Source organism: SAR324 cluster bacterium, assembly GCA_029245725.1.
GTDB lineage: Bacteria > SAR324 > SAR324 > SAR324 > NAC60-12 > JCVI-SCAAA005.
In genome coordinates, this window is record JAQWOT010000100.1 from 1 (window position 1) to 9,027 (window position 9,027).

Sequence of the window (9,027 nt, forward strand, 5' to 3'; positions counted from 1 at the left end):
GTCCCTCAAACTACCTGTCTGCACCCAAACGAAGAGAAAAGAGAGAAATCTGTTTTGTAGAGCTAGTGACAGCAACGCCTATTATTTTAGGTACTCTCTAGAGCACTTAGACGCAATAGCCAATCTTGCCCTCACTTGAATGGAACCCGGAAGCCCAGATACCAGAATACGATGCCTTATCTGATGAAATGTGGCAGCTTGGAAAATTCAGAGCCACATGAAAAGAACCAAGAACTAAGACGGCAGGAATGATAGTGAATCAGAGCTGATCATCGAGGTAGCTTTGCAGGGTATTTGCGGTACCATGCTGCCACAGGTGCTGCAGGGCATTTTGGAAGCTTTGTTGGAAAGCTTTAGACTCTGAGAGATCGCCAAAGACGTCCTGTAATTCCAGGAAAGCCAGTGGTTCTGTTTTGGATCGTTCTGCCAGCTTGCGCAGTCGATCTGCCTGACTGTCTTCTGGTTGCATGTCTTTTCCACCTTCAGAGAGCCCTCCCCAGTATCGACACCAGAGTGCAGACTCCAGCGCCAGACCAGTCACAGAGTTGTCCGCTCGCAGACGATCTCGAGTGGAGGGCAACACAAACTTGGGCTGTCGGTTGGAGCCATCAAAGCAAAGTCGAGCGATGGTATCTCCAATTTTTGGATTGGCAAACCGCTCTAGAATCAACTGAAGATAAGCCTGCAGATCGGTATTGGGTACTGGAGGAACTGATGGTAAAATCTCTTCCATCTCTATCTTCTCAAGGTAACGGTAGATTAGCGGATGCGCCATCGCCTCGTGGACAAAGTGTTTGTCCAGTAGGGCTCCCACATAGGCAATCGAAGCATGCCCCGCATTCAGAATCCTCAGCTTCATATGCTCATAAGGGGTCACGTCCGGCACAAAAGTCACCCCAACAGCTTCCAATTCTGGTCGCCCCAGCGGAAAGTGATCTTCCAAGACCCACTGAATGTAATTTTCACAGAAAACCGGCCATCCGTCCTCAATACCAAACTCCTCCCGCAAGATCGTTCTTTCCCGATCAGAGGTAGCAGGTGTAATACGATCCACCATTCCATTGGGAAAAGCCACCTCACGCTCAACCCAGGAAGCCAATTTGGAATCTTGCATTTCGGCTAGGCCAACCACGGCATTGCGAGTGACATTGCCGTTGTGCAGTAGATTATCGCAGGACATCACGGTAAAGGGTGAAATACCTCTTACCAAACGGGTACGCAAACCAGCCAAAATCAACCCAAAAGCTGTGGTCGGTGTCTCTGGACTCGCTACATCCTTTTTCAATGCTGGTTGGTTTGGATCAAACTCTCCCGTTGCTGGATTAATGAAGTAGCCTCCTTCCGTGACCGTCAATGAAACAATTCGGATGCTTGGGTCTGCAAGCCTCTCAATGTTTGCAAGATCTGCTGGTGGAAGAAAATCGATCATTGATCCCGTTACAGTTGCTTTGTAACCAGCAGCCGATTGTTCCACTACTGTAGTCAAGTAGTCCTGCTGTGCCAGAGTTTGACCCATCACACGATCACCAGACATCACACCTGTACCAACCAGAGCCCAGTCAAGAGATTTGCCAAGTCGGAACAGTTGGTCCAGATAGACCGCCTGATGTGCCCGATGGAAATTGCCCACACCAATGTGGACAATCCCCGGCTTGAGCTGCTTAGGAGAATAGTTAGGAACTAAGATCTGAGAGGGGAATGAGGGCAGGGCTGCCCGAGAGAGTCGAATAGTCATGAAAATTTTGGAAGGTCAACTCATCCAGTTGCCGCCATCGACGTTGAGCGTCTGTGCTGTAATATAGTCTGCATCAGCAGAAGCAAGGAAAACAGCTGCTCCTTCGATATCATTGGGACTTCCCATACGGCCAAGAGGAACAGCCTCACCAACCAGTCGCTTTTTCTCTCCAATGGGTCGGCTTTCGTAGCGCGCAAAGAGGCCATCGACTGTTGCCCACATCGGAGTATCAATCACCCCAGGAGCAATGCCATTAACATTGATATGATGTGGAGCCATTGCCAGTGCTGCTGATTGAGTATAGCTGTAAACAGCCGCCTTGGTTGCACAGTAGTGAGCTACCAGGGCCTCCCCACGTCGACCTGCTTGTGAAGAGAGATTAATGATTTTACCACAGATGCCTTTCTCAACCATGTGAGCTGCAGCCGCTTGCATCATGAAGAACATTCCCTTGACGTTGATGTCAAAGAGCCGATCGTAACTTTCTCGAGAAGAATCCAGTAGTGGAGCCATCTCGAAAATTCCTGCATTATTGAAAAGAATATCGACTTGACCAAAAGCCTTGGTAGCTGCTTGAATTGTCTGATCGATATCCACCTGTTTGGTCACATCCATACTGACCGCCAAGGTGCTGCCACCATTTGCTTGAATTTCCTTCGCAACAGCTTCCGCTAGCGACAGCTTTACATCTGCGACAACACAGCTTGCTCCTTCCTGTGCATAGCGCAAGGAGACAGCGCGGCCAATGCCACTGCCACCACCTGTGACAATTGCCGTCTTACCTGCCAGTTTCATCGAATTCCCTTCCCATTGTTATCAAATTTGTGGATTTTATCCTCTTCAGGATTCAGGTAGATGGTATCACCATAATTTAGTCGAACATCTCCATCTGCACGAACAGTCAAAGGACTCTTCTGACCTTCCACATTAACATGTAAAAAGGTGTCTGAACCCAAGTGTTCTGAAACTCCAACTTTGCCTGTCCACAGTCCTGAAGAAGTAGAAATTTGAACGTGCTCAGGACGAACTCCAATCGTTGTAGCTTCATAGCGACTAGCTTCTCCACCACTGAGAAAATTCATCTTGGGTGCCCCAATAAAGCCAGCAACGAAGAGGTTATCCGGTGAGTGATAAAGCTCCATCGGGCTACCCACCTGCTCAATATTACCTTGATCCAGCACCACGATCTTATCAGCCATCGTCATCGCTTCCACCTGATCGTGAGTAACGTAGATCATCGTTGTCTTCAATTGTTGATGCAACTCCATGATCTCCAGGCGCATATTGATCCGGAGTGCTGCATCCAGATTTGAGAGAGGTTCGTCAAAAAGAAAAGCTTTCGGTTGGCGTACAATTGCTCGACCAATCGCAACCCGCTGACGCTGCCCACCAGATAGCTGCCGAGGCTTGCGCTCCAGATATTCACTCAGGTTGAGGATCTTGGCAGCCTCTTGGACCTTTGCAGCAATCTCGCTCTTCGGCATGCTCGCCATCTTCAGGGGAAATCCGATGTTCTCGCGCACACTCATGTGCGGATACAGGGCGTAGGACTGAAAGACCATTGCTAAGCCACGCTTGGCAGGTGCAAGGTTGGTCATATCCTGACCATTAAATTCGATCCTGCCTTTGGAAACTTCCTCCAAGCCAGCAATTAGCCGCAACAAGGTGGACTTACCACTTCCAGAAGGGCCAACGAATACGACAAACTCTCCTTCATTGACCTCAAGATCTACTGAAGGAATGACTAATACATCCCCAAACGATTTGGAAACGCCTACTAAATTAATGCTACCCATGTCTTTTTCCCTTATTTGACTGCCCCGAGGGTCAGTCCTTTCACCATTTGCTTCTGGGTCACCCAACCAAGGAACATGATCGGCAGGATCGCCAGGGTGGAGGCCGCTGAAAGCTTAGCCCAGAACAACCCTTCCGGACTGGAATAGGAAGAAATGAAGGCTGTCAACGGAGCCGCTTCAAATGCTGTCAGGTTCAAGCTCCAGAAAGACTCGTTCCAGATCAACACAATACTCAACAAACTCGTGGAGAAGATCGCTGATTTTGACAACGGAAGCAATATATAAAGAAAAATTTTCAAAAGACCATCACATTCCATCTGGGCTGCTTCCAAAATTTCCTGTGGAATATCTTTAAAATAGGTATAGAGCACCCAGATGACAATCGGTAGGTTCATCAATGTGTAAATCAGAATCAAGCCCAGATGCGTATCCAGCAGCCCCATGTTCTTGTAAAACAAGTACATCGGAATCAACACTCCAACGGGAGGCATCATCTTAGTCGAAAGAATCCAGACCAGCTTGAACTTTGTACGCTTGGTTGGTCGGAAGGCAAAGCTATAGCTTGCTGGTACAGCAATCAGGATCGCCAATAAGGTCGCAAACACTGAAATCACGATGGAGTTCCAAGCGTAATTCAGGTAGTTGCTTCGATTCTGTACAACAAAATAATTCTCCAGAGTGGGTGTGAAGAAGAAGCTGGGAGGTGTAGCAACAGCATCAATCTCTGTCTTAAGACTAGCCATCACCATCCAAAGGATTGGGAAGAAGATGATGAAACCGATCACCCAACCAAGGATTGATAGCAGAACTCTATTGGATTTCATCAGTCAGAATTCATGTTCTTGGCAATCATCCGTAGCAGGAAGATCGCGACAATGTTGGCAAAAACAATGGAGATGATTCCACCAGCTGAGGCTCCCCCAATATCAAAATCTAGTAGTGCCTTACGATAGACAAGGAAGGCCAAATTTGTGGTCTGTGTGCCAGGCCCCCCAGTCGTTGTGGTAAAGATTTCTGCAAAAATATTCAGGTGAAAGATCATCTGGATCATCACTACCGCCCCGATAGCCTTTCCCAGATGTGGCAAGTAAATCTGGAAGAAAAAAGCTAAGTGCCCGGCACCGTCCATCTTGGATGCTTCTTTAATTTCCAAGCTCATGGATTGTTGTGCCGTGATAAACACCAAGACAGCAAAGGGTAACCAGTTCCAAGAAACAATGATGATGATAGAGCCAAGTGGGATATCAGCAAACCAATCGATTGGAGGTAGTCCGAAAAGACCAAGTAGGTACGTGAAGTAGCCGTTGACTGGATGCATCAACAGATTCTTCCAAATCAATGCGCTGACCGTAGGCATCACGAAAAAGGGCGAAATGATGACCAACTGTAATAATCGCCCCCCGTAAAGATCTTGATCCAACAAGTAAGAAATCAATAATCCCAACACTACTGTGATGCCAATGATGCTCCCCAGTAACTGAATAGAATTGTAAATCGAATCAGTAAAAACAAAATCAGTGAGCAGAAACTCGTAGTTCTCAATACCCGCAAATCCCTTGATACGTGGATTCAGCAGGTTATAGCGAATGAGAGAGTAGTAGATCGTAGCGATGAGGGGACCAAGCATCCAAATGAGCAGCACAACGATTGCTGGATAATCAGAAAGTACTCTTAGTTTCATTCAGATGCCCGGCTTAGAGAAAATTAGAACCGATCAGAGTTGATCAGATCAATAGTATCCAGCTTGGCGCATGATGCGATCTGTAGCAGACTGTGATTTCTCCAGGGCTTCGTCTACAGACATTTGACCAGCTACCGCAGCGGCTACAAACTGACCCACCTGTGTTCCGATGGACTGGAACTCAGGAATGGCTGCGAACTGTACACCTGTGTAGGGTACGGGCAGCAATGTCGACTTTGTTGGGTCCATAGCCATGATTGAATTCAACACGGTTCGTGCAAAAGGAGCAGCCTTGTAGTAGTTATCGTTGTAGGTTGACTTGCGTGTTCCTGGAGGAGCTACGGTCCAGCCTTTTCGCTCACCAACCAAGTCTACATACTCCTTGGAGGTTGACCACGCCAAGAACTGCTTGGCAGCATCCGTCTTCTTGGAAGACTTTGGAATGGAAAGCGCCCAAGCCCAAGCCCAACCAGTACCACGGTCGGTACGAGCAGAAGGTGCACGGGTAAAGTCAGTCTTGTCGTGAACCTTGGAGTCACTTGGGTTGTAGATGTAACCAGCAGCTGAGGTTGCATCTACCCACATTCCGCACTTGCCACTGGCAAACAAGGCACGGTTTTCATTGTGTCCGTTAGAGCTTGCTCCTGGAGGTCCAAAGTTATTCAGGATGTCAACATAGTAGGTCAGCGCTTCTTTCCACTCTGGAGAATCCAACTGTGGTCGCCAGTTCATATCAAACCAGCGGCCGCCAAAGGCATTAACCATGGTGGTCACGTAGGCCATGTTCTCACCCCAACCTGCTTTTCCACGCAGACACACGCCATACACACCATTTTCAGGATCATGCAGTGCTTCTGCATAGGCGCGGAATTGTCGGTAGTTAGGCTCTGCTGGCATGGTCAATCCAGCGTTTGCAAACAAGTCTTTACGGTAGAAAGTGAATGAACTCTCTGCATAGAACGGCAGAGCGTAGATCACTCCATTGTGCGATAGTAGATCCCGTACCGTTGGGAAGACATCATCCATGTCGTAGCTGGCAGGCATGTCGCTTAAGGGAACAAGCTTGCCGTCCTTGCCCCACATTGGCGCTTCGTAGGCACCTATGGTAATGATGTCAAACTGGCCACCGCCTGTAGCGATATCGGTCGTCACACGCTGGCGCAATACATTCTCTTCCAAGGTCACCCAGTTCAACTCATGACCGGTTTTCTTTGTGAACTCGGAGGACAGCTCCTGCATGATGATCATGTCGGAGTTGTTCACCGTAGCAATCGTCAACTTCTCTGCATAAGCTGTCATCGTGGCACTAGCACCAACCAGAGCTGCGATGAACATCGCTTTCAATGCTTTCATTCTGCCTCCAGAATTATTGGATTTTCTCTTAATCAAGAGATTTTTGAACACTTTGATAAACCTTTCTGTCTCGTTTAAAGACCACTAAAAGGCTCCGCTACTACCTAATCGCACATTGACCCCGCACCTCATGGTACTTTTGGGAACAGTCCATCAGTTCTTTAGTGGTTTGCTGGGAAATAATTGGAAGCCACTGTGAAAGCTGAAGAACATTCAAACTTTCTCATTCCGAATGATGTGCGTTTACAAAGAAAAATACTTGAGGAAATTTTGCGAGGGTATTTTCTGTTGATGAGGTATCAATTTCGTTATGTTACTACTCTACTAGGTAGATAAATGTTATCTAGCAGAAACAATTAATAACTCCGCTGTATCCAATCAACATCAACCTCCTCCCCAAGTTTTCTAGGCAGACCACTCACCTTGCTTAAAAAGCATATTTGTGAGCAAGCAGCGAAAAAAGCCTTACAAACGTGATTTGATTAGTCAACTCATTAAACTTATCTCATCTAAATCAGTGGATATCTCTTTATCCTATTTTTTTATCTATCGAGAAAGACTCTGATTGGATGATTATTTAATTCAGTTATTTTTCAGAAAAACAAATCTACTACTTGTTTCATTTAGATTAAATATTTTTTTAATCAAAAACATATCCTGCTCAATGGGACCGGTAGGAATAAAAGAATTTGGACAAGACTGAGGTAACCAGAAATACGTCTTCCCTTTGCAAGGGGGAATAAACCTTGTCACTCTATTTCAGATGTCAATCAAAATTTGTCTGACGGAAATTTGCGCACAGTAACTTGGCTAGTTATGTTTCCTCTGAAATTCTTCCTGCAAAGCGGGGTAAAGTCGACGATAACGCATCAATAGATTTTGATAGTTCTCAAACAACTCTGGTTGAGGTTCTAGAACTCCCGCAATGGGAGGACGAGAACAAATTGAGACTGGATCACCTCCCTCTGCAGCTACTAATCCTAGGCGGGCTGCTCCAAAGGCTGCTCCCAACTCGGTACCACTGTGTCGAATGAGCGGACGCTGCAGCATTGTCGCCAATATCTGTCCCCAAGTATGACTACGGGCTCCACCACCAATCAAAGAAACCTCACCAATCTCTGCGCCTGCTTCAACAAGCACCTGCTGGCAATCAGCGAAAGCACAGGACACACCTTCCAAGACTGCTTGAGTCAAATGTCGGGCATCATGATTGTGATTCAGACCGAAGAATACACCTTGAGCCTGAGAGTCGTTATGTGGGGTTCGCTCTCCGGAAAGATAAGGCAGAAACAATGGTGCACCAGTTAGTACTGGGTCCTGTTGCAAGGCATTCAGCAAGTCAGCTTCTTTACGTCCAATCATCTGGGATAACCAACTCAAACAACTAGCTGCGCTCAGGATGACTCCCATTTGATGCCATGTCCTAGGCAGACAATGACAGAAAGCGTGGGCACCTTGTTCTGGAGCTGGCAGGAAAGAGGGTGTAACAACAAAGTATACTCCTGAAGTTCCAAGAGACAAAAAAGCAGACCCAGGTTGGATCGCACCAATCCCAACGGCACCTGCTGCATTATCTCCTGCGCCTCCTGCAATCAAAGGCTGACCGTTAATACCCCAGCGTTTTGCCAACTCTGGCAGCAATAATCCTGAAGATTCGGTTCCTTCAATCAACCTTGGCATATGATGTCGAGAGAGACCTGTTGCTGACAACATGACATTTGACCAGTCTCTTTTTTCAACATCCAACCAGAGGGTCCCCGCAGCATCTGACATTTCTGAAACCATTTCGCCGCTGAGCTGCAAACGCAGAAAGTCTTTTGGCAATAAGACCTTGTCCACTTTTTCAAATAATGCCGGCTCTTCTCGCTGTAGCCAAAGCAGCTTGGGTGCAGTGAATCCAGGCATTGCAAGGTTACCAGTGATTTGACGTGCATTTGGAATTTGCCGCTCTAAGAATTCACATTCAGTATTAGAACGCCCATCGTTCCAAAGGATTGCTGGGCGTAAAACCTGTTGCTGAGCATCTAGAAGTGTAGCCCCATGCATCTGTCCAGAGAGGCCAATGCCCTTGACCTGAGCCAGCGAATGTTGCTTACAAAGTTCCTCAATGCCTGCTTGAACAGCATGCCACCAGGCTTCTGGCTCCTGCTCGGACCAAAGTGACTGGGGTCTCTGTACAGTCAAAGTAATACTGGCTTCGGCTAAGACCTGCTGCTCAGGACTAAGTAAGAGGAGTTTGACAGCAGAAGTGCCAAGATCGATACCGAGGTACATGGGAAACCTCTGTAGAATGTGAAAGATGGTCGCCGTGAGAATCGTAGAGGCGAACTAAAAAGTTCTTGGAGAACGTGGGGGGTTTGAGGGGAGAGCATTACAAATTCCCCTCAAAATAGAGAGAATTAGAGACCAACCTTGGTCAAGGCACGACGTGCATAGACCCGTGACATTGCGCGGCGATAGTC

At 47.3% G+C, this 9,027-nt stretch carries 7 protein-coding genes; all 7 read right to left on the reverse strand.

Features of this window, described 5'->3' with window-relative positions:
- Positions 1-259: 259 nt before the first annotated feature.
- The gene (locus P8O70_04545; protein ID MDG2196149.1) at positions 260-1,735 is read right to left on the reverse strand and encodes a mannitol dehydrogenase family protein; all 1,476 of its coding nucleotides are present in this window, start codon (positions 1,733-1,735) and stop codon (positions 260-262) included.
- Between the two features lie 15 nt (positions 1,736-1,750).
- Entirely contained in the window at positions 1,751-2,530 is a 780-nt protein-coding gene (locus P8O70_04550; GenBank protein ID MDG2196150.1) for an L-iditol 2-dehydrogenase, read from the reverse strand.
- A complete protein-coding gene (locus P8O70_04555; GenBank protein MDG2196151.1) occupies positions 2,527-3,531 on the reverse strand; it encodes an ABC transporter ATP-binding protein in 1,005 nt (334 codons plus the stop codon). The genes P8O70_04550 and P8O70_04555 overlap by 4 nt, the downstream gene beginning before the upstream one ends.
- An 11-nt stretch (positions 3,532-3,542) precedes the next feature.
- Positions 3,543-4,355: a carbohydrate ABC transporter permease gene (locus tag P8O70_04560; protein ID MDG2196152.1), complete on the reverse strand. Its 813-nt coding sequence runs from the start codon at positions 4,353-4,355 to the stop codon at positions 3,543-3,545.
- Positions 4,355-5,212, reverse strand: a complete 858-nt coding sequence (locus P8O70_04565; GenBank protein MDG2196153.1) for a sugar ABC transporter permease — start codon at positions 5,210-5,212, stop codon at positions 4,355-4,357. Before P8O70_04565 ends, P8O70_04560 begins: the two co-directional genes overlap by 1 nt.
- A 48-nt stretch (positions 5,213-5,260) precedes the next feature.
- A complete protein-coding gene (locus tag P8O70_04570; GenBank protein ID MDG2196154.1) occupies positions 5,261-6,565 on the reverse strand; it encodes a sugar ABC transporter substrate-binding protein in 1,305 nt (434 codons plus the stop codon).
- Between the two features lie 810 nt (positions 6,566-7,375).
- Positions 7,376-8,839 (reverse strand): xylulokinase, encoded by a 1,464-nt coding sequence (gene xylB, locus P8O70_04575; GenBank protein MDG2196155.1) that lies wholly within the window; start codon positions 8,837-8,839, stop codon positions 7,376-7,378.
- Positions 8,840-9,027 lie beyond the last annotated feature (188 nt).